The following is a 21,281-nucleotide window of genomic DNA, read 5'->3' as shown; positions in this document are numbered from 1 at the left end:
TTTTACCTCCGTATTAAAATTCTATTTTATGTTTTTCTGAAGCATACTCTGCGGTATTAATCGTAAGCCCCTTTTTTTCAAGACGAGCATCAATAAACTCTCGTACAAGGGTATAAATCACAGCAAATAGAGGTACCCCGATAAACATACCTAAAACGCCTAATAACCCGCTGAATACTACGATAGCAAAGATTACCCAAAATGCAGAAATTCCGGTAGTCTCACCAAGAATTTTAGGACCTAATATATTACCGTCAAACTGTTGGAGAGCCAAAATGAAAATTAAAAACCATATTGTTTTAACAGGGTCGGTAAGCAATATAATAAGTGCCCCTGGAATAGCACCAATAAATGGACCGAAATACGGAATAACGTTAGTTACGCCCACAATTACGCTGATTAACATAACATTTGGCATTTTCAGCAATGACATCCCCACAAAACACATAATACCAATTATAAGAGAATCTAGTAATTTGCCATTGATAAAGCCGCTGAAAGTAACATGGCTTTTATGCGCAATATAGATTGAGCGCTCTACTGCTTTTGCAGGTAACAAAGCGTATAGTGCCTTTTTTAGTTGTGCAAAAAATCTTTCTTTACTCATAAGCAGATAAACAGAAATAATGAGCCCAAGTATGATATTCATAATGCCGTCTGCAAATTGTTTAGTGATATTTAAAATCTTAGGCAAAGAATCTTTTATAATTTGGTAGCCTTTTTCTAACCATTCATCAAAACTCAGCAATAATGTCTGCATCATTTTTTGAGCATCATCAATGCCCCATGATTCAATTGTATCAAGCATGTTTGATATCCATTGCTCTGCTGAATTCACATATTCAGGGAATTTTGTTACTATTCCTGTAAGGCTGGATATAATTTCAGGAATAACAAATGAAAAGAATACCATCAACAACAAAGCTGCAACCATATAAGTGAGTAAAACAGATAACGCACGCCGATGTTTTGGTTTCATTTGCCCTTTGGTAATACAGGGCAATATTTTTCCGTCAAGAATGCGTAGAATAGGGTTTAAAATGTAAGCGATCACAAAACCGTAAATAAATGGTGTAAGTAATGTTAGAACTTTTGAAGTATAATCGCTAAATCCACGAAAATTTTGAACCACACTATAAAAAATAATACTAGCCACAATTACTAAAAAAGAATAAATAGCTATGGTTGTATATTTCTTATTCCATTCAATCTTCACTGCTTCACCTCCAAAATAATGTAATAAAAGTTGTTTAATCAATTAGTTCCAACCATTCATCGGATAACTGGTTGAGTTGTTCTTTTTTTTGCTCTAGTTCAGCGCATTTTTCAGTCATTAGCTGGTAGTCACTAAATATCTGCTGGGTGGAGATTTCCTGTTCAAGTTCTTTCATGCAATCTTCAATTTCTGAAATCATAGTTTCCAATTCTTTTATACGCTGTTTTCGTTGATTGTCAAGATTTCGCTGCTCCCTGCTTCGATAACTACTGCTTGCTGCAGATGCTTTTGCTTGCTGTAGCGACGTTTGCTCCACTGCTGCAACCAGTTGCTTTTCTCGCTCGGTTTGTTCGAGATAGTCGTTGAATTTACCTGTATAAACCTTGATTGTATCCTCGGTAAATTCTATAATCTTATCTGGTATTTTGTTGAGCATATATCGGTCATGCGATACCATGATGAGAGTACCTGTAAACTCCATCAGAGCTTGTTCTAATATTTCTTTTGAAACAAGATCAAGATGGTTTGTAGGCTCGTCCAATATCAACGTATTTGCCCGTTCTTGCATTAAAATAGCAAAGCTCAATTTAGCACGTTCTCCGCCGCTTAATACAGAAATCTGCTTGTATACCTCTTCGCCTGTAATTAATACGGAACCAAGCGTGCTACGTATACTGTGCTCTGGCATTCGTGGATATCTATCCCACAATTCATCAAGAACAGTTTTTTCGGGATGCAGACCTTTATTTTCTTGCTCATAATAACCAAGTTTCACATTTTTACCCCATTCAATATTGCCATTGCGGTAAGGCGTTAAACCTTGAATTACTTTTAAAAAAGTAGATTTACCAACACCATTTGCTCCGATTATGGCGATTTTCTCGCCTCGAAACAGGTGAAGGTCTATCCCTTTACACAACACCTTGCGGCTGTTATCCTCTCCTACCTCCAGTGTTAGTCCCGTTACATCCAATACATCTTTAACAGGTTCTCTGTCATACTCAAACGACAATCTGGCAGCTCTGAGCTCACCTTCGGGACGTTCAATTACATCCATACGTTCCAAAGCTGCAATCCTACTTTTTGCACTTTTGGATGTAGATGCTCTAACGATATTTCGCGCAACATAATCTTTCATTGATGCTATTTGCTGTTGTTGAATCTCGTATTCTTTTTGATGCCGAATGTTTGCTTCGACTTTCAACTGTGAATATTTGGTGTAATTGCCTTTGTATCGCAAAAACTGGTGACGCTCTACCTCCCATACGACAGTCACAAGCTTATCCAAAAAATATCGGTCATGCGATACAACAAGCAACGCGCCTTTGTAATTGCTGAGGTATTCCTCCAGCCACATTAAAGTTTTGAAATCAAGATGGTTTGTAGGCTCATCTAGAATTAAAAACTGTGGTGCCTCAAGCAACAACTTTGCCATTGCCAAACGCGTTTTTTCTCCGCCTGATAATGTATTGATGACGGTGTTGTAAGGTTTGTCGGCAAAGCCCATACCGTTTAAAATCGTCTTGATTTTAACGTCAATCAAATATCCGTCGTGTTTTTCAAACCATTCCGATTGAGTAGCGTACCGTTTTGTAAGCAGATCAAATTCTGTCTTATCTGAAGAAGAGTTAAATTCTGCAAGTTGTTTTTCTAAACTGCGCAATTCTTTTTGGACCGAAAGCAAAGGGGCAAAAACCGATTGCATCTCTGACCAAATGGTGTTTTCGGTATCTAAACCGCTGTTCTGGCGCAAAAAACCGATAGTTACATTATTTGAGATAAAAACATCACCCGTGTCGGGCAATTCACGTTGTGTTAATAAATTCAGCAGAGTTGATTTACCTGCGCCGTTTACGCCTACTAAACCAATGCGGTCATTATCTTCTATTTTAAGGTCTGTCTCATTTAATACAAGATTCGAGCCATAACTCTTGCTTATTCCGATTGCGGACAAAATCATTTACTATTCTCCTAAAGATGCTTATTTTTACTGATATCATTCTATCATAGGGTGACATAATCAAGCAACTGTTTCCTATCGGTTTTATACGTTAACTAAATAAAAATTATACAGTTTAGCGATTTAATTGGTAAAAACATATTGACAAATACATTTTATGGGTTTATGATTGTAACAAGTACTTAACAAGGAAAGGAGAAACATTCAATATGGCAGACATTTTGAACAATGCAAATAAGTATTTTTACTTTACCGGCCTGAGCTTTTACTTTAGCGCAGGTTATTTTTGCTGTTCGAAAAATGCGTTGCCAAAATTAAGTTGAATGATTCTTTCCGTAGAATTATGAATACTTGCGACTGATAGGTCGGTACTTTTGGTAACAGAAGTATCGGCCTTTTTTGTTGCTGCGGGAGATTTACTGCAGATGTCCCCCGTGCTTACAAATAATTATGAGTAAATTTCGTTTTGAAAGGGTTGTTTGAATATGGTAGTAATCTTAAAGCAAAAAGCAAAGAAAGAAGAAATTTTAACTTTAATTCAGTGGATAAAGGCGCAGGGTATTGATGTTCATATTGTGGAGGGCACAAGCACTACCATTCTTGGTCTTATTGGTGATACCTCGCTTGTAGATGAAGATGCAATAAAAGCAAATGATATTGTAGCAAATGTAAGACGTATCTCTGAACCATTTAAAGCCGCAAACCGTAAATTTCATCCCAATGATACAATTGTAGATGTGTGCGGTAAAAAAATTGGCGGCGGCAACTTTCAAGTTATTGCAGGGCCATGCTCTGTAGAATCCAGAGAACAGATAAACAAAATTGCAAAAGATGTGCAAGCGTCTGGTGCAGGCCTTTTGCGTGGAGGGGCTTTCAAACCTCGAACATCCCCTTACGCGTTCCAAGGGCTTCGCGCAGAAGGGATAGAGTTTTTGATAGATGCACGGAAAACAACAGGAATGCCAATTGTAACAGAGATTATGAGTGCTGCTCACATAGAACTGTTTAAAGACGTCGATATCATTCAGGTAGGCGCGCGCAACATGCAAAACTTTGAGCTTCTTAAAGCACTTGGCACTCTTAACAAACCTATTTTGTTAAAACGCGGTTTAGCAAACACAATAGAAGAATTTTTGATGAGTGCAGAGTACATTATGGCGGGTGGAAACGAAAATATTATTCTGTGTGAGCGTGGTATAAGAACTTTTGAAACTGCAACACGTAACACACTTGATATTTCTGCTATTCCCCTGCTTAAACAACTTTCTCATTTACCAGTAGTAGTAGATCCAAGCCATGCAGCTGGTATAACCAGTTTGGTTGAGCCTCTTTCCAAGGCGGCAATTGCAGCAGGCGCTGACGGGCTTATAATTGAAGTACACAACGACCCTAAACATGCTTTATCGGATGGCGCACAGTCTCTAACCCCTGAACAATTCGATCATGTTATGAACTCTGTAAAGAGAATGGTGGATTTTGAAGGTAAAACACTCTAAAACTTTTTAATCCACTTAACACACTATTACATTTAAGGAGCATAAAGATGAAGAATATTGGGGTAGTTGGTTTAGGATTAATTGGTGGTTCGCTGTGCAAGGCAATTAAGGCGTATACAGACTGTGACATATTCGGTTATGACATAGACGAGGCAATTGTTTACTCCGCAACAGAATATGGCGCCATTGATGCCCGGCTTACTAAACAAAATCTTTCTAAGTGCGATTTAATCATTTTTGCCCTCTACCCTGCTAATACAATAGCCTATGTTAAAGATTATTTAAATTACTTTCAACAAGGCTGCATACTTATGGATATGTGCGGTGTCAAAGAAGTTGTGTGCAATAGCATTCAAGAAATAATTAAAGGGTACGAATTTACTTTTATTGGCGGACACCCGATGGCAGGACGTGAGTTCAGCGGTTTTGCTGTGTCTGATAAGGATTTATTTCAACATGCGAGTATGATACTTACTCCGTTTCAGGATACAAAAAAATCTGTTTTGAATACCGTCTCTCAATTTCTGCTTACGCTCGGTTTTGAGCGGGTAATTGACACAACTCCCCAGTTTCATGATAAAATGATTGCATATACATCTCAATTGCCGCATGTGATTGCCAATTCTTATGTAAAAAGCCCAAATTGCAGTTACCAGCTTGGGTTTACAGGCGGTAGCTTTGAGGACATGTCGCGCGTAGCAAAACTAAACGAACAAATGTGGACAGAATTGTTTTTAGAGAACCGCGAAAATCTAATACAAGAAATTACGATTCTAATAGAAAACCTGTGCAATATAAAAAATGCACTGGAACAATCTGATGCCGATAAGCTACGTTCTCTCCTTGCAGAAGGCAGAGTAATCAAGGAAAGTTTGAAGTGAAAGACAGGTGAAATTAATGAAGCAGGTTAAAGTACAATTAAAAAATGCCTATGATATTTTAATCGGGGAAAATCTTTTGGATTACTCGGGTGAACATATCCGCAGGTTAACATCGTCGCAACGCATAGCGATTGTAACAGATGATATTGTTGCAGAGCTTTATTTGGAGCGTTTGATAAAAACACTGAGTAAAAACGGATTTGAACAAATTTGCTATTATACCTTTGAGCATGGCGAGCATTCAAAAACGCTTGACACAGCAGGAAAAATCTACAATTTTTTAGCAGAAAACAACATTACCCGCAGCGACTTAGTAATAGCACTGGGTGGCGGGGTTGTAGGCGACGTGACTGGCTTTGCTGCATCTACTTTTTTACGCGGTATCCATTTTGTACAGATACCTACAACATTATTAGCACAAGTAGATTCATCTGTTGGAGGGAAAACCGCGGTTGATTTGAATTGCGGAAAAAACCTAGTAGGCACTTTTTGGCAGCCAAGTTTAGTGTTATGCGATATCTCCTTATTATCCACACTGAGTAACGAATTATTTGCCGATGGTGCCGCAGAAGTCATCAAATATGGTGCTATTCGAGATAAAAAACTGTTTGATATGGCAGTATCGCCAGATTATAAAAAACATTTAGAAGAAATTATCTTTCGCTGCATTTGTATTAAAAGAGATATTGTTCAAAATGATGAGTTCGACACGGGAGAGAGAATGCTTTTAAACTTTGGACACACATTGGCACATGCAATTGAGAATCTCAGCAATTATAGTATTCCGCACGGCAGGGCCGTAGCTATGGGCATGGTTATGATTACGAAAGCATCTACCAAGACCGGAATTACACCTATAGGAATAACCGAAGCTCTTGAGCAAGCTTGTATGCGGTATGGTTTGCAGATATCCTGCGATTATGACGCAAACCAGCTTGCAAAAATTTGCCTTAATGATAAAAAACGTGATAACATACACATAAGCGTGATACTGCTGAATGAAATAGGAAATGCACGTATAGACAAAATGCAAATTGATGATTTTACAAAATTTATTTGTGAGGGATGCAAATGATAGCAACAATACAACCATCTACACTGAGCGGAGACTACTTTGCCCCTCCTTCTAAAAGCGATTCGCATCGCGCATTGATATGTGCGGCACTTGCAAATGGTTTCAGCTTTATATCGCCTCTTGCACCGTCTGAGGATATTTTGGCGACGATATCTGCACTGAATGCCTTGGATGCAAATATACAGCTGCAAGAGGAAAAGGCTATCGTGTCTGGCATTTTAGATAAACCAACCGACCATATTCGAATTTTTTGCAATGAGTCGGGCTCGACATTACGTTTTCTTATACCAATTGTGGCAGCTTACGGTATTGAAGCTGTTTTTACAGGAGCCGGAAAACTGCCGCAACGTCCGTTGAACCTCTATCATGAACAATTGGATTGTAAAGGCATTTCGCTTGACAAGCTTGAAAATGAAGAACTTCCGCTAAAAGTTAAAGGGAAATTGCAACCCGGTAGTTTTGAACTTGCCGGAAATGTAAGTTCGCAATTTATAACGGGGCTACTATTTGCATTACCCCTGCTTAACGGAGACAGCGAACTTAAAATTATATCTCCGCTAGAGTCAAAGCCCTACGTTGACATGACGATTACTACACTACATCGTTTTGGAATCGAAATAACGGAAAAAGATATGTGCTATCAAATTAAAGGAGGACAAACCTATCTGCCCTGCAGTTACACTGTGGAAGGCGATTACTCCAACGCGGCAATTTTTGCTGCTGCTGCATTGCTGAGCGAGCAGGGTATTGTTTTGAGTGGATTATCAAATCGTTCAAAACAAGGTGATAGAGAGATACTAGAGTTGATTAAAAAATTTGGCGGAAGTGTAACAAATGTATCGGAAGATTCAGTCAAAGTAGCAAAAGGTGAACTGCATGGTATAGCAATTGATGCAGCACAAATTCCTGACCTTGTACCGATTTTAGCTGTTATAGGCACTTTTGCTAAGGGAAAAACACATATTTATAATGCACATCGATTAAAAATAAAAGAAAGCGACCGTTTAACTGCAATAACGCAGGCACTATATACACTGGGCGCTGATATTAGCTGTGATGATGATAGTATAACGGTATACGGCGGTAAACGCCTGCATGGGGGAGTTGTTTCTGCGTACAATGACCACCGAATCGCTATGAGTATGGCTATAGCAGCTTTGGTTAGTGATGGTGAGGTATTAATTGATGGCGCAGAGGCTGTAAATAAGTCTTATCCTCAATTTTTTAATGATTACAATCGTTTAGGAGGGCGTGCCGATGTCCGTCTGGGGTAGAAATAATTTAAAGCTAAGCATTTTCGGGGAATCTCACGGCAGTGAGATAGGCGTAGTTATTGATGGTCTGCCTGCTGGAGAACACATTGATATAGATGAATTAAAACTGTTTTGTGCACGTCGTGCTCCGGGCAATTCTACAACATCAACAAAAAGAAGAGAACCCGACATACCAAAAATTCTTTCAGGAATGCTTGATGGAAAAACAACGGGTGCCCCCCTTTGTGCAATGATTCAAAACAATGATACTCACTCACAGGATTATAATAATTTAAAAAAGGTTGCACGCCCCGGCCATGCAGATTATACTGCCTATCTACGCTATAACGGAGCAAATGATGTACGCGGCAGCGGGCATTTTTCAGGCAGGCTTACCGCCCCTTTAGTTATTGCTGGCGGCATTGCAAAGCAATTATTACGTAACCGCGGTGTTGAAATTGGTGCCCATATTTTTTCTGTACAGAATACGAAAGATGATGTATTTGATGCAGTATCAATTACAGCCAAACAATTGCTGGAGGTGCAGAAAAAAGATTTCGCCGTTTTGAACGATGAATCGGGCGAAATGATGATTCAGCAAATTGAAACAGCAGCGAAACAACTTGATTCTCTTGGCGGTGTAGTTGAATGTTGTGCGGTTGGTTTTCCTGCAGGAATTGGCTCACCCATGTTTGATGGGATTGAAAATGTACTTAGCTCTATTCTTTTTGGAATACCGGCGGTGAAAGGTGTTGAGTTTGGAGCGGGTTTTAAGGCGTCCAAAATGGCTGGTTCGGAAAACAATGACCCTTACTGCATAAAAGATGGAAAGATCTGTACCGAAACAAATAACCATGGCGGTATTTTGGGCGGTATTTCCTCGGGAATGCCAATTATAATGCGTGTAGCTTTTAAACCTACCCCTTCTATTTCTCAGCCTCAAAAAACAATTAACTTTATAGAGCAAGAAGAATGTGAATTGATTGTAAAAGGCAGGCATGACCCTTGTATAGTCCCCCGCGCAGTACCTTGTGTAGAAGCTGCTGTAGCCTTTGCATTGCTCTCGTATTTAGTGTAATGCTATCTAACTTTACACCATAACTGGAGGATAATGAATGGATTTACAAGATATGCGAAAGAGGATTGATACGATTGATGAACAAATTGTGTCACTTTTTAAGCAACGCATGAATATAGTGCATGATGTAGCGGAGTATAAGCGGCTAAACAAATTACCTGTGCTTCACACCCAGCGAGAAGAGCAAGTACTCAATCGAGTAGCCGACTTAGCAGGAGAAAATCTTGCAGACAGTACACGTTTTCTATTTACTACCATTATGGATTTGAGCAAAATCCAGCAAAACAATCAACTTACCGATAATTCACCTATCATAGCAAAAATTAAAAAAGCATTGACAGAAAAAAAGCAGCTCCCACAATCACCGCTTATCGCCTGCCAAGGTATCGACGGTGCTTATTCCAGTATTGCAGCACGCGAGATGTTCCCAAAAGGAAAGCTGCAGTTTTACCAAAGTTTTGCCGATATCTTTCGCTGTGTAAAGGACGGAGAATGTGAGGTTGGCGTACTGCCCATAGAAAATTCAACTGCAGGTTCGGTAAACAGCGTGTATGATTTAATGAAACAGTACCGGTTTCATATTGTTCGTGGGTTGAAATTAGAGGTATCGCATTGCTTGCTTGCCAAACCAGGCGTACTATTAGAAGAAATTACAGATATTTATTCGCACGAGCAGGCAATCAGCCAGTGTGCCGATTTTTTACAGGCAAATCCGAATATTCGAGTGCATTTTTATTCCAATACCGCTGCTGCTGCGCGTTTTGTATCGGAATGCGGTGACCGCGGTGTAGCAGCAATAGCATCGAAAGATTGCGCCGATATTTACCGGTTAAATATAGTTTTAGATGAAATTAAAAATGCAGAACGAAACTATACACGTTTTATAACAATCAGCAATGATATGATTTTAACAGAAGACGCAGATAAAATGAGTGTTGCTTTAACTCTGCCGCACGAAGCCGGCTCGCTTTATAAGCTAATTGCTCAATTTGCAATGCTTGATTTAAACCTCACCAAGCTAGAATCTCGCCCTCTGCCGGATACAGATTTTGAGTTTTTATTCTACTTTGATTTTAGTGGGAATGCAGCAAATGAGCAAATTATTAAACTATTGGCGCGTTTGGAACAAAAATGTGAGTATTTTGAATTTTTAGGCAACTATCATGAAGTTTAATAAAAGGATGTACTAGTTTCTGTTCTATAAAAAATAGTTGACAAATCGTTATGAATGTGCTTTAATTAATTAAACCATTGAGGTGGAGATAAAACCAAAGGCGCACTTACAGAGAGTTGGGGTAGCTGAAAGCCCGATAGTAAGCGGATTGGATAAATGGACCACTGAGGGCGTAAGGAAAGGCAATTGCTTAGTATTTTACGACGTCAAACTCACGTTATAGAGTGAGGAATGTGTTGGCATTCCGTAAAAGGTGGATACATAAAACAATGTATCAATCAAGGTGGTACCGCAGGTTTACACCTGTCCTTGCAGAAGGACAGGTGTTTTTTGTTGTTCTTTTTTCGCTGCCGGCGCGAAGAAAACACTTCTACATTTCACCTACCCTTTTAAACAAACCAACAAAATTATATTTTGAAGGAGACATTTGTTATGAAAAAGGTATTTACAATGATTATGGCGGTTATTATGGTGTGTTTAGCAATTACAGGGTGTAGTTCAAAAGCATCTTCCGGTTCAGAAGCCAAAAAACTAAAAGTCGGTATTGTCCAAATTGTGGAACACCCTTCACTTAACACGATCAGAGAATCATTTATAGAAGAATTGAAAACACTTGGATATGGTGAGGATAAAGTAGAAATCGACTACCAAAATGCTCAAGGCGATCAATCTACTCTTAACTCTATTACACAAAAATTTGTTTCTAATAAGGTTGATTTAATTGTGGCTATTGCAACCCCTTCAGCCCAGTCGGCAGCAGCAGCTACAAAGGATATCCCAGTGCTGTTTTCAGCGGTTACGGATCCTGTTGCAGCTAACTTAATGACCGATTTAAACAAACCCAACAGCAACGTTACCGGAACCTCAGATTCAATTCCGGTTGAGCAGGTATTTGAACTCTCTAAAGCACTTACTCCAAGCGTTAAAAAATACGGATTTATATATTGTACCAGTGAGGTTAGCGCAATTTCGGTAATTAACCAAGCTAAAATATACTGTGATGATAACGGCATTGCGTACACTGAAGTAGCTATTACCAATGCATCTGAATTGCAGCAAGCAGCACAAAGTCTTGTTGGACAGTGTGATGCATTCTACACTACAATTGATAACGTTATTGCTTCGGCAATGCCTGTTTTAGCAGATGTTGCAATGCAAGCCAAAATTCCCGTTTATGTGGGTGCCGATTCTATGGTAATGGATGGCGGATTTGCTACAGTAGGCATTGAATACACAAACCTTGGTAAACAAACGGCTGTAATGGCGGATAAAATTTTGAGCGGAACCCCTGTGTCTGAAATACCCGTAGAAACACTGAACAATTTTGGTACGATTATCAATGAGGATACTGCTGCAGCATTAGGAGTTAATATCCCAGAAGATCTTGTAAAAACAGCACAAATGGTTAAAACAAGCACTCAAAAATAAGCATTCATCTAGGAGGTTGCTGCAATGAGTTTCATGGCTTTGCAAGGCTCGGTTGAGCTGGGTTTGATTTATGCATTGATGGCACTGGGCATTTTTATATCATTCCGAATTTTAAATGTGGCTGATTTAACGGTAGATGGTAGTTTTACACTCGGTGCTTCTTGCTCTGCAATTATCACACTTGTTGGGCATCCATTTTTAGGGTTGCTGGCAGGGATGGTTGCCGGTGCTTTAGCAGGAATGATAACCGCATTTTTACAAACAAAAATGAAAATACAACCTATCCTGGCAGGTATCCTTACCATGACAGGGTTGTATTCAATCAATTTGCGCATTATGCGAAACAGCCCAAACGTTTCTTTGCTTAATATCCCTACTGTATTTGACCCTATGAAAAAGCTTGTAGGTAATCAGTTAGGCAAACTGGTTCTTCCGTTACTAATTGTTGCCCTTATAATTATCTTGCTCGTATTGTTTTTTAAAACACAGTTGGGTTTGAGTATTCGCGCCACAGGCGATAACGAGGATATGGTTCGGTCTTCATCTATCAATGCAGATTTTACAAAAACGATTGGTCTTGCAATTGGCAATGCGATTGTAGCTCTATCAGGTGCACTTATTACACAGTATCAACAATTTTCTGAAATTAATATGGGCATTGGTATGGTTGTTGTTGCAATGGCATCGCTTATTATAGGCGAAGTTTTGTTTGGCAGTAAAACGTTGTTACAACATGTAGTGGCTGTAACACTTGGTTCAATTTTATACCGCATAATTATTGCATTTATTTTGCGTGCTAACACCTCCCCTTCAGACCTCAAACTGATTTCATCGGTAATTGTTGCTTTGGCTCTCTCGTTTCCTGTAATAAAAAACAAATTGATACTTAAAAAAATAAGAAAGGCTGGTGGGTATGATGCTGCAATTAAATAATATCAATAAAACATTTAATATTGGCACATTAAATGAAAAAAAGGCACTGTCCAACATCAGCCTTACCTTAGAAGATGGAGACTTCGTCTCGATTATCGGAGGAAACGGCGCGGGAAAATCCACCTTATTTAATGCAATTGCTGGGACGTTTTTATGCGATACCGGAAACATAAGGCTGGATAATTTGGATATTACCATGATGCCCGAATATAAACGTGCAAAATATATAGGTAGGTTGTTCCAAGACCCAATGCGCAGTACTGCGCCATCAATGACAATTGAAGAGAATCTCGCACTATGTTATCAAAGAGGAACCCACCGCGGGTTAGGTGTTGGTATAAAGAAAAAGGACGTATATTTTTTTAAACAATGTTTATCAGAATTAGGACTTGGATTGGAAGACCGCTTAAAAACTAAAATGGGCTTACTTTCGGGCGGACAGCGGCAGGCAGTTACCCTGCTAATGGCAACAATTGTTACACCAAAATTACTTTTACTGGATGAACATACTGCCGCTTTAGACCCTGCAACTGCAGAAAAAGTTATAACTATAACACGGCAAATCGTAGCCAAAAACCATATTACTACAATGATGATTACACATAACATTCAATCTGCATTGGAGCTCGGCAATCGTACAATAATGATGGATGACGGTGAAATTATTATGGATATCAGCGGCGAAGAGCGCAATAACATGACAGTTGAAAAACTGATTCAAATGTTTACGCAGAAGCGCGGCAAAAAACTAGATAATGACCGGATGTTGTTATTATAACAATAAAACTAGAAAACTCGTAAGTTTTTGACTAAAAATTAATAGGAATATGTTCTAAGCGGTAATCACAGTATTTTGTGATTATCGCTTTTGTGTTGTAGCTTTAGCGAAAAATAATAAAGGCACTATCCTTTCCTAAACGATAGTGCCTTTATTACATTCTTATAAGACGACTGAATTAACTCGGATTTTAAGTTTATCTTAAAACTAATTTATTGAGAAAAAAACATATTATGCAGGAGTTTCAGATTGTGGTTGCTGAGGAGTTTTAGCCTGCGGCTGTTGCTGCTGAGGCGTTTCAGTCTTGGAGGATACCGCGGGTGGTGTAGGATCACTGGAAGAAGGTTCTCCACCTGTAGATGATGACGGTGGAGTAGCAACTTCTTTTTCTTTAACAGTTACCCTGCAAGTAGCTGTTTTACCATTGCTAAGCGCTACCGTTATAGTCGCTTTGCCTGCAGAATCAGCAGCAATAGTACAGCTTACATCGTCGCTGTCACTAATAGATACAGCAGCACTGTCGCTCTTCCAAGATTTTGCTTTTACATTTCCACTGGAAAGTTGGAGCGTTTGAACTTTTCCTACCTCCATAGTAACCTCAGCGGGGCTGACTGTTACAGTTTCTTCCGGTACAGCAGCTTCTGTTATTTCAATAGTACATTTCGCTGTTTTAGTTGAATCTTTGCCGTTTGCAGCAACAACAGTTACTTTGCCCGCTTTGGTTGCTGTTACAGTGCAGTCTGCACCGTTGGCAGCAATATTTACGGCATCGCCGGAAGCACTCCATTTTACTTCTGTACCGGACGGCGAGATGGTTGCGCGTAAAGATAAAGTCTCGCCTATTTTCATTGTATGAGAAGTAGTATTTATCGAAATAGATGCAGCCTCGGAAGGAGCTTTTACAGCTACTTTTACAGTTGCAGATTTACTCTTGTCTCTTGTTGTAACTGTAACTTCGGTTGTTTTACCTTCTATTTCACCCGTTACCATACATTCTAAGCCATCGGGAGAAATAGCAATTGCGTCTTTTGTGCCACCGGTTATTTTCCAGGTAACACCTCTTTCTGCCATATCATCGGGCGTAACGGTTGCTGTGAGCAAAAGATTACCGCCTTTTAAAACTTCAACTGAAGATGGCAGAGAAATAGATGTTTCTACAACCTCCTCGTTTGTAACCTCTACTTTGCAAGTAGCGCTTCTGCCGCCGTAAGTTGCTGTAATAATTGCTGTGCCCTTATGGCGCGCTACAACTGTACCATCGCGTTTGACATCTGCAACTGTAGGCTTATCACTCGACCATTTCACTTCACCGCTGCCACCGTCTGTATAAGCAACTAAAGTGCGTGTATCATCTTTCATAATTTTAAAGCTGGTAACATCCAGTTCAATACTTACATCACCCGCAGATACCTTCTTCTGCATAAGGGCTTTCCACTGGCTCTTATTTACTTTAGCAAGCTCTTTTGCAAAAGCATCAATCTCATCATTGGTCATCCAATGAAGATCGGGGTTATCGTAAATTGCCTGACGAGCTTCCTCAGTCAAATCAACAGAGTTTTGGCGCTCTTTGAGCAACGCAACTTTTTGATCTGCTGAGAGGTTCGCAAGTTCGTCCGCATTGAGATACTGAGACATTGTTTCTTTACGGCGTGCTAATTCAACTTCTAGGTTTTCATCTGTGATTTTTTGAAGTTCACTAGCAGTAAACCACTTTTTCGCTTCTTCGCGGATAGGAGCCATGTTCTTGCTGGCTTCTGATTCCTGATGTGCTTTTAATTCTTCAACACGTTGCTTTTCAATAAACTGTGTCCATTCTTTTGGCATAACCGGATTAGGATTAATTTTTGCGTTATCTACATCAACAGTTGCCTTTTCACCATTGCGCACTTTGCGCCCGACAATAACAAATCGCGCAATACGTTTGTTGGTAACGGGGTCTTTAAATGAGTAATCACAGGTAGAAAGGGTAACCAGTTTATCGGTTGGTTTAATATCTACTGTTGTATTAATTAGAGAACGTTCTCGTATTTTAGAAATAAATTGTTCCATCGTCATATTGGCTGCGTTTTTCTCGGCATTAATGAAGTTATGATACAAGAAATCAGGATCATCTGCCTTGCAAACGATAATGGCAGCAATTTTATATTTGCCTTCAGCGTAAACACTGTCATAATTAATGATAGGATGTTCTTTGTAAAAACTTAAAGATTTATAGTTAAGTAATTCGCCAAACATCTGCCCGTCTGTCATATTATGTCCATAGATAACGGTGTTTGTACTGGGCTTTTTTAAATCGACACGGTAGTCTGCAAAAGGAACACCATGTTGGTTGCTTTTTTTCTCAAAATCGGTTCGATCATAATCTTTATTGTTATCGGTTTGCATAACAGGATAATTGACTTGAGTGTTATCAATCTGAATCCAACCTCGAATATCCTTATTCTGTTCGTAAAGCGGGGCAAATCTTTTTAGAAAATCTTTGGGATAATCTTTGCCTACTTTAATATCTTCATCAAGCCCCATTTCCCATACGCTTTGAAGACTGGCATTCAGCTCTTTGTTATTGCTTGATTCGCCGTAATAGCTTGCAATATATACAACGGAACTTATAAGTACAATGACCGCAATAATTAAAACAATTTTGCGAATTAAATCACGTTTTGTATCATTTTTATTAGGAATATAATTCTCAACAAAACGTTGCCCAAAACTTTTTTTTCTTCTTCTTGGCCGATGGTTTGAAATGTTTTTGCTGTTTGACTCTGATGGCTGTTGATACTGCATTCTCACGTCTAATTGCCTCCTGATGATCGAACCGATGTCGGAATGATCGTTAGTTTGTACTTACATAGTGCATAAAATGTTCTAAATTATTGCACGTTTTTCCCGTTTAATTTTGTTTTAGCAACTATGCAAAAAAGACCTATGATACTAATACTTTTAACATTATACACCATTTCCTGCAAATTACCAAATACAAATTGTGAACATTTTCCTTGTACATAAAAAAATAACCGAAAGATTGTTTTTTCGGTTATTTTTGCTATATAAACTTACTATTTTAGTTTAGATTTACCTAAGTATGCTGCTTTTACTTCTTCATTTGCTAGCAGCTCTGCACCAGTACCCGATAAAATAATGTGACCGGTTTCAAGTACATAACCATAGTCCGCTGCTTTTAAAGCGAGATTGGCATTTTGTTCGATGAGCAGAATTGTAACACCTTGTTTATTAATTTCCTTAATAATATCGAAAATTCCCTGTACAATAAGAGGAGCTAATCCTAGGGAAGGCTCATCCATCATAATGAGTTTGGGTTTAGACATAAGTGCACGCCCAACTGCGAGCATTTGCTGCTCACCCCCCGAAAGTGTGCCAGCCATCTGCCACGATCGCTCTTTAAGGCGAGGAAAAAGATCGTATATCCAGTTAAGGTCTTTTGTAAGATCTTCTTTGCGCATGTATGCACCGATTTTAAGATTTTCAAGTACAGAGAGGTTGGAAAATACACGTCTGCCTTCTGGTACCAGTGTGATACCTTTTGCAACAATCTCATCGGAGGATTTTCCGGTTATTTCTTCATCTTGAAAAACGACAGAGCCTGACTTGGGTTTTACCAATCCGACGATACTGCGCAAAACCGTACTTTTACCTGCACCATTTGCACCAATTAACGTAACGATGCTACCTTCAGGTACTGCAAAACTTATGCCTTTAACTGCCTCAATACCACCATAAGATACATGCAAATCATTCAGTTTAAGCATCTTTTTGCACCCCCAAATATGCATCAATTACGCGCTGATTGTGTTGAATTTCGTCAGGTGCTCCGCGTGCTATCATCTCACCGAAATCGAGTACATAGATACGGTCTGATATCTCCATTACAAGATCCATATGATGCTCTATCATAAATACCGTAAGGCCAAATTTATCTTTTATATCGCGAATAAACTCGGTAAGCTCTTGAGTTTCCTGTGGGTTCATACCCGCAGCAGGTTCATCGAGAAGCAGCAATTTGGGCTCGGTCGCAAGTGCTCTTGCAATTTCAAGGTGACGCTGCTGACCATAGGGTAAGCTGCTTGCAATCTCGTCCTTAACTTCAGTTAGCCCCAATATTTCTAAAAGTTGCATTGCCGATTGCCGCATCATTTTCTCTTCTTTATAGTTAGCGCGGAACATCGCACTTACTACACTCGCCTTAGAACGGCAATGTTTTGCAATCAACACATTTTCAAAAACAGTAAGGTTTTTGAACAACCGGATATTTTGAAAGGTTCTGGCAATGCCCAGTTTTGTAATTTTATCCGGTGATTTTTTATAAATAGGCTGGTCTTCAAAATACACTTTACCAGAAGTGGGTGCATACACACCTGTAATAACATTAAATGCTGTTGTTTTACCAGCACCGTTAGGCCCGATTAATGCTACAATCTCCCCCTCGTTTACCTCAATAGAAAGATTGTTGACTGCGGTAACACCGCCAAATTGCATAGTAATATCTTGGGTTCTTAAAATATTTCTGCTCATTTAAGGGCACCTCTCCTTCTGGCTTTTTTAGTGGAGAATGCCTGTTTGATTTTAGTTCCCCAATTAATGATACGGTCCCATGTTAATTCTGTGGTACCCATTAGACCTTTCCGATAAAACAGAACTACCAGCATCAACAAAATAGAAAATACTACCATACGAAGACCCGGGCGAAAAATCGGAATTTCAAAATCACCAATGATAAGCGGTTCATCAAGAAAACGCAGCCACTCTAAACCAGCTGTTACAATGAAAGCTGAAATAACAGTACCTGAAATGCTGCCCATGCCGCCAAGTACGATGATAAGCAGGAAATTGTAAGTAAGGGTAAAAATAAACTGTTTAGGGTCTACCGTTCCTAGCAAAGCGGCAAACAATCCGCCGCCAATACCTGCAAAAAAGCCGCTGAGCATAAAAGAAATCACCTTATGTTTGAACAAGTTTATTCCCATTGCTTCCGCTGCAATTTCATCCTCTCGGATGGCTTTAAAAGCACGACCGTAAGAAGAATGTATCAACAATGCCATTAAAATCACCACAATAACGGCGGTGCCTACCGTCCACCATAAACTTGTAATTGTAGGTATCCCCTTTATCCCAAGTGAACCGTTTGTAATAGACTGCAGATTGGTAAATATAATACGAATTATCTCAGAAAAACCAAGAGTAGCAATTGCGAGATAATCTCCTTTTAACCTTAATACAGGGGCACCAATCAAAAACGCAACAACAGCAGAGAGCAGCCCTCCCAAAATAAGTGCTGCTATAAATGGCAGATGAATGTTCGCAATTGCGGGCTCCATCGGTTCAATATAAAAAATAGTTGGACGCTGTGCAATTGGAACAGTAAAAATTGCTACCGTATACGCACCGATTGCCATAAAGCCTGCCTGTCCAAGTGAAAACATCCCTGTAAAGCCATTTACCAAATTCATAGAAAGACCCATGATTGTGTAAATAGCACATAAACTAATGATTCTGCGCAAGTAAGAGTCGATATTCTCATTTGCAAAATAAATAGCAATAATTAAGATAATGAAGAATATGACGGTTAGCAGAACATTTCTTTTTGTTTTTGCTTTCATATTCATCACACCTTTTCTGTTAATTTTTCGCCCAGTAAACCGTTTGGTTTAACGAGTAAAATAATAATTAAGAAGATAAACGCAAATGCATCACGATAACCGGTAAGACTGGGTAAAAATGCAATTAGCATTATCTCGCCAAGCCCGAGAACAAAGCCGCCGAGCATTGCGCCCTTAATATTACCGATACCCCCTATAACCGCTGCAATAAAGCATTTTAAACCCGGCATTACGCCCATCATTGGCTGAATTTGTGGGTATTTTACACCCCATAGCAATGCGCCAACAGCAGCAAGAGCAGAGCCTATTGCAAAAGTATAAGAAATAACACGGTTTATTTTTATGCCCATAACACGTGCGATTTCGTAATCTTTTGATACGGCACGCATTGCCATACCAAGCTTTGTTTTGTTAACAATAAATAATAGTGCAAGAACCAACAAGATAACTACTATTGGGATTATAAAAGATACATACTGAATGGAAACAGTGCCTACTGTAGCAGTATCTGCAAAATTACCGATTTCGGGAAATGCCTTTGGTTTACCGGAAAATAAATATGTAGCTAGATTTTCCATTAAATAAGATACACCGATTGCAGAAATGAGAATAGAGGTTTTTGGAGCATCACGCAGCGAAGTATACGCAACTTTTTCTATTCCGACACCGAGCAATGCAGTAACAATAAGCACAAGTAATGCTGTAATTGGCCAGGGAATGTTGAATACTGCAATGCCGAAGTAGGTAAAATAGGCTGCCATCATAAAAATATCGCCATGTGCGAAGTTAATAAGGCGCAGAATCCCGTATACCATGGTATATCCGATTGCAATCATTGCATATAAACTTCCTACAGAAATACCATTAGCAAGGTGCTGCATAAAGGTTGGAAATGTAAGCATAGGTTAAACACCTCTCATGCAACGTGTGCTTCCCCCTTTCGAAGGAAGCACACGTTAATAATTGTTTTAATGCTCCTTGGGGATAGAATTATTTATCTACCTTCATATTTTCTTGGAAGGTAAATTTACCGTCTTTTACAACTTTGATTACTGCGGTATCTTTATCTGCGTCGCCTTCTGAGGTAAGGTTAATAATACCGGTAACGCCTTCTAGATCTTTGGTTGCAGCTATTGCATCTCTTATTTTAACGGGGTCAGCAGAACCTGCAGCCTCAATCGCTTTATAAGCCATTAAGTAAGCGTCATAGCCAAGAGCGGTTACCGCTGCAACGTTTTTATCGGGATTTTTTGCTTTGTATGCATCTAAGAATTTGTTTGCCTCATTGGTAAGAGGATTTGTGTCATCGAAGAAAGTTGACAAAACAGTACCTTCTACATCAGCACCGCCAACCTCTATAAATTCGTTTGTTTCCCATGTATCGCCACCGATAATAGGCACCTTGCTGCCCAATTTGCGAGCTTGTTTAATAATCATAGCAGATTCGGTGAAGTTACCGGGAGCAAATATAACATCCGGATTTGCTGCAAGCACAGTTGTGAGCTGGCTGTTAAAATCTTGGTCACCGGTATTATAGTTTGCAGATGCAACAATGCAGTTTTCATCTCCGGTTAGTTTTTTGAATGCATTTACAAAGAAACTTGCCAGCCCTACAGAGTAGTCGTTCGAAACCTCTTGAATGATAGCCGCTTTTTTAGCACCCAAAGATTTTGAAGCATAGTTTGCCATAACAGTACCTTGGAATGGATCTAGAAAACAAACGCGGAAGTAATAGTCATTACCTTGAGTTACCATCGGGTTGGTACAGGATGCACCGATTGCGGGAACTTTGTTTGTTTTAACAAGGTCACCCGCTGCAATAGAAAATCCAGAACCCCAAGAGCCGAGAATAACAGAAACTTTCTCTTTCTCAATCAGCCTTGCAACTGCAGTAGTAGCCTCAGCTTTATCAGATTTATTATCCACTATAACAAGTTCGATTTTTTTGCCTAAAACTTCAGGATAAAGCTCGTTTGCAATTTTCATACCATCTACTTCGAGCTCTCCACCTGCGGCATTTGCACCAGTAAGAGGCTCGAATACACCGATTTTAATTGTGTCGCCCGCACCGGCAGCTCCGGCTTCTTTTTTTGAACAGCCTGCAAACACAGATACTACCAAAGTTACACACAATAACATTGCCAATATTCTTTTCATGGTAAGCCCTCCATCATCAATTTGTCATGTACTCTTAACAAATTCTAAATTAATTGTACTTAGAATGTTAACAGTATATCACGGCCTATTGCTACATGCAAGATAAAAAACACAAAATTACATTTTTAAGTTTTATGATATATTTTATGTAATATGTCATATAAAATATGAGAATTAATCAATTAAAACAAAAACATATTTTTGTGCAATATTAATACATTTAAATGTACATGTTTT

At 39.2% G+C, this 21,281-nt stretch carries 17 protein-coding genes and 1 other annotated feature; of the genes, 9 read left to right on the top strand and 8 right to left on the bottom strand.

What is annotated here, in order from left to right; genetic code table 11:
• Positions 1-13 precede the first annotated feature (13 nt).
• Both EDD70_RS06675 and EDD70_RS06670 read right to left on the bottom strand, forming a co-directional pair.
• Entirely contained in the window at positions 14-1,216 is a 1,203-nt protein-coding gene (locus tag EDD70_RS06675; RefSeq protein WP_162840783.1) for an AI-2E family transporter, read from the bottom strand.
• A 34-nt stretch (positions 1,217-1,250) separates the two neighbouring features.
• Complete coding sequence (locus tag EDD70_RS06670; protein WP_092751735.1) at positions 1,251-3,176, bottom strand: ABC-F family ATP-binding cassette domain-containing protein; 1,926 nt, start codon at positions 3,174-3,176, stop codon at positions 1,251-1,253.
• A 485-nt stretch (positions 3,177-3,661) separates the two neighbouring features.
• Between EDD70_RS06670 and aroF the strand changes: the two genes are divergently transcribed.
• The 9 genes from aroF to EDD70_RS06625 all read left to right on the top strand — a co-directional run bounded on the left by aroF (position 3,662) and on the right by EDD70_RS06625 (position 13,272).
• Positions 3,662-4,672: a 3-deoxy-7-phosphoheptulonate synthase gene (gene aroF, locus EDD70_RS06665; protein ID WP_092751737.1), complete on the top strand. Its 1,011-nt coding sequence runs from the start codon at positions 3,662-3,664 to the stop codon at positions 4,670-4,672.
• Between the two features lie 47 nt (positions 4,673-4,719).
• Positions 4,720-5,553, top strand: coding sequence for a prephenate dehydrogenase (locus EDD70_RS06660; protein ID WP_092751739.1), 834 nt, complete (start codon positions 4,720-4,722; stop codon positions 5,551-5,553).
• 16 nt (positions 5,554-5,569) lie between these two features.
• Positions 5,570-6,628 carry a 3-dehydroquinate synthase gene (aroB, locus tag EDD70_RS06655; protein WP_092751741.1) on the top strand — a complete coding sequence of 353 codons (1,059 nt, stop codon included), beginning with the start codon at positions 5,570-5,572 and terminating at the stop codon, positions 6,626-6,628.
• Positions 6,625-7,902: a 3-phosphoshikimate 1-carboxyvinyltransferase gene (aroA, locus tag EDD70_RS06650; protein ID WP_162840784.1), complete on the top strand. Its 1,278-nt coding sequence runs from the start codon at positions 6,625-6,627 to the stop codon at positions 7,900-7,902. Before aroB ends, aroA begins: the two co-directional genes overlap by 4 nt.
• Positions 7,886-8,959, top strand: a complete 1,074-nt coding sequence (aroC, locus tag EDD70_RS06645; RefSeq protein ID WP_092751745.1) for a chorismate synthase — start codon at positions 7,886-7,888, stop codon at positions 8,957-8,959. Before aroA ends, aroC begins: the two co-directional genes overlap by 17 nt.
• Before the next feature lie 37 nt (positions 8,960-8,996).
• Positions 8,997-10,133 carry a bifunctional chorismate mutase/prephenate dehydratase gene (locus EDD70_RS06640; RefSeq protein ID WP_092751747.1) on the top strand — a complete coding sequence of 379 codons (1,137 nt, stop codon included), beginning with the start codon at positions 8,997-8,999 and terminating at the stop codon, positions 10,131-10,133.
• 68 nt (positions 10,134-10,201) lie between these two features.
• Positions 10,202-10,447: a binding site (T-box leader), on the top strand.
• A 118-nt stretch (positions 10,448-10,565) separates the two neighbouring features.
• A complete protein-coding gene (locus EDD70_RS06635; protein WP_092751749.1) occupies positions 10,566-11,561 on the top strand; it encodes an ABC transporter substrate-binding protein in 996 nt (331 codons plus the stop codon).
• A gap of 24 nt (positions 11,562-11,585) precedes the next feature.
• Positions 11,586-12,494 carry an ABC transporter permease gene (locus tag EDD70_RS06630; RefSeq protein WP_092751751.1) on the top strand — a complete coding sequence of 303 codons (909 nt, stop codon included), beginning with the start codon at positions 11,586-11,588 and terminating at the stop codon, positions 12,492-12,494.
• A complete protein-coding gene (locus EDD70_RS06625) occupies positions 12,478-13,272 on the top strand; it encodes an ABC transporter ATP-binding protein (RefSeq protein ID WP_092751753.1) in 795 nt (264 codons plus the stop codon). Before EDD70_RS06630 ends, EDD70_RS06625 begins: the two co-directional genes overlap by 17 nt.
• A gap of 231 nt (positions 13,273-13,503) precedes the next feature.
• Here the strand turns inward: EDD70_RS06625 and srtB are convergent, their stop codons facing one another.
• The 6 genes from srtB to EDD70_RS06595 form a co-directional block, all read right to left on the bottom strand.
• Positions 13,504-16,056 (bottom strand): class B sortase, encoded by a 2,553-nt coding sequence (srtB, locus tag EDD70_RS06620; protein WP_242943129.1) that lies wholly within the window; start codon positions 16,054-16,056, stop codon positions 13,504-13,506.
• 272 nt (positions 16,057-16,328) lie between these two features.
• A complete protein-coding gene (locus EDD70_RS06615) occupies positions 16,329-17,039 on the bottom strand; it encodes an ABC transporter ATP-binding protein (protein WP_092751757.1) in 711 nt (236 codons plus the stop codon).
• Positions 17,032-17,802, bottom strand: a complete 771-nt coding sequence (locus EDD70_RS06610) for an ABC transporter ATP-binding protein (protein ID WP_092751759.1) — start codon at positions 17,800-17,802, stop codon at positions 17,032-17,034. The genes EDD70_RS06615 and EDD70_RS06610 overlap by 8 nt, the downstream gene beginning before the upstream one ends.
• On the bottom strand, positions 17,799-18,887 hold the full coding sequence (locus EDD70_RS06605; RefSeq protein ID WP_423230114.1) for a branched-chain amino acid ABC transporter permease: 1,089 nt from the start codon (positions 18,885-18,887) through the stop codon (positions 17,799-17,801). The genes EDD70_RS06610 and EDD70_RS06605 overlap by 4 nt, the downstream gene beginning before the upstream one ends.
• A gap of 5 nt (positions 18,888-18,892) precedes the next feature.
• On the bottom strand, positions 18,893-19,789 hold the full coding sequence (locus tag EDD70_RS06600) for a branched-chain amino acid ABC transporter permease (RefSeq protein ID WP_242943071.1): 897 nt from the start codon (positions 19,787-19,789) through the stop codon (positions 18,893-18,895).
• A gap of 88 nt (positions 19,790-19,877) precedes the next feature.
• A complete protein-coding gene (locus EDD70_RS06595) occupies positions 19,878-21,044 on the bottom strand; it encodes an ABC transporter substrate-binding protein (RefSeq protein ID WP_092751764.1) in 1,167 nt (388 codons plus the stop codon).
• Positions 21,045-21,281: the final 237 nt, after the last annotated feature.

The organism is Hydrogenoanaerobacterium saccharovorans (genome assembly GCF_003814745.1).
Classification (GTDB): domain Bacteria; phylum Bacillota; class Clostridia; order Oscillospirales; family Ruminococcaceae; genus Hydrogenoanaerobacterium; species Hydrogenoanaerobacterium saccharovorans.
Note: the sequence above shows the minus strand (reverse complement) of the source record. Positions and strands in the feature narration are given on the sequence as shown.